The sequence below is a fragment of the Blastococcus sp. CT_GayMR20 genome (assembly GCF_004570345.1).
On record NZ_SPQM01000298.1, the window covers coordinates 1 to 1,518 of the forward strand.

1 protein-coding gene and 1 pseudogene are annotated in these 1,518 nt (G+C 71.5%); both read left to right on the forward strand.

Annotated elements, in window-relative coordinates:
- The coding region (locus tag E4P40_RS27510) for a 2-oxoacid:acceptor oxidoreductase subunit alpha (RefSeq protein ID WP_135161452.1) at window positions 1–1,297 on the forward strand (1,297 nt) is incomplete at its 5' end.
- A pseudogene (locus E4P40_RS27515) lies at window positions 1,294–1,518 on the forward strand (2-oxoacid:ferredoxin oxidoreductase subunit beta); the annotation flags it as partial. The gene E4P40_RS27510 and the pseudogene E4P40_RS27515, both read left to right, overlap by 4 nt.

Consider the following 1,518-nt stretch of genomic DNA (forward strand, 5'->3'; position numbering starts at 1 on the left):
GTTCCGCCGCAAGCCGGAGATCGCGGCGGCGAACATCGCCGCGTTCCGGGCGGGCTACAACTACGGGGAGACGACGGAGGCCTTCGCGGTCTCCTACGAGATCAAGCCGGCCCCGATGGCACCCGGCACCTACCGCAACATCTCGGGCAACCAGGCGCTGTCCTACGGCCTGGTCGCGGCGGGGCGCCTCTCGGGCCTGCCGGTGTTCCTCGGCGCGTACCCGATCACGCCGGCGTCGGACATCCTGCACGAGCTGTCGAAGCACAAGAACTTCGGGATCCGGACGTTCCAGGCGGAGGACGAGATCGCCGGGATCGGTGCCGCGATCGGTGCGTCGTTCGGCGGTGCGCTGGGGGTGACGACGACGTCGGGCCCGGGGGTCTCGCTGAAGTCGGAGGCGATCGGCCTCGCCGTGATGATCGAGCTGCCGCTGGTGGTGGTGGACGTGCAGCGCGGTGGGCCGTCGACCGGTCTGCCGACCAAGACGGAGCAGTCGGACCTGCTGCAGGCCATGTTCGGGCGCAACGGGGAGGCACCGGTGCCGGTGATCGCGCCGAAGTCGCCGGGGGACTGCTTCGACGCGGCGGTGGAAGCGGCGCGGATCGCGCTCACCTACCGCACCCCGGTGATCCTGCTGTCCGACGGCTACCTCGCCAACGGGGCGGAGCCGTGGGCGGTGCCCTCGATGGCCGACCTCCCCGAGATCTCGGTGGAGTTCGCGACGGAGCCGAACGGGGAGTCCGGGGAGTTCCTGCCGTATCTGCGTGACCCGGAGACGCTGGCCCGCCCGTGGGCGATCCCCGGCACGGCGGGGATGCAGCACCGGGTCGGCGGGCTGGAGAAGGCCGACAGGACGGGGAACATCTCCTACGACCCGGCCAACCACGAGTTCATGACCCGCACCCGCCAGGCGAAGATCGACGGGATCGCGGCGAGCCTGCCGCCGACGGAGGTCGACGATCCGGACGGCGACGCGAAGGTCGCCGTCATCGGCTGGGGGTCGACGTACGGGCCGATCGGGGCGGCCTGCCGGCGGGTCCGTCGTGCCGGGCGGTCGGTCGCGCACATCCACCTGCGGCACCTCAACCCGTTCCCGCCGGACCTCGGCGAGGTGCTGGCCCGCTACGACCGGGTGGTCTGCCCGGAGATGAACCTCGGGCAGCTCGCCCTCCTGCTGCGGGCGAAGTACCTCGTGGACGTGCAGAGCCACACGCAGGTGCGCGGCCTGCCGTTCCGCGCGGCCGGGCTGGCCGCCGTCCTGCAGGACGCCATCGACACCACCGGAGGAACCCCGTGACGACGACCGATCTCGGCATGCCCGCTGAGGGCCCGATCGCCGACGCGATCGCGCACTCGGTCGAGGCGCACGGCGCCAAGGAGACGCAGCTGAGGGGCAAGGACTTCAAGACCGACCAGGAGGTGCGCTGGTGCCCCGGCTGCGGGGACTACGTGATCCTCAACGCGGTCCAGTCGTTCCTCCCCAGCCTGGGGATCGCCCGCGAGGACATGGTCATCGTC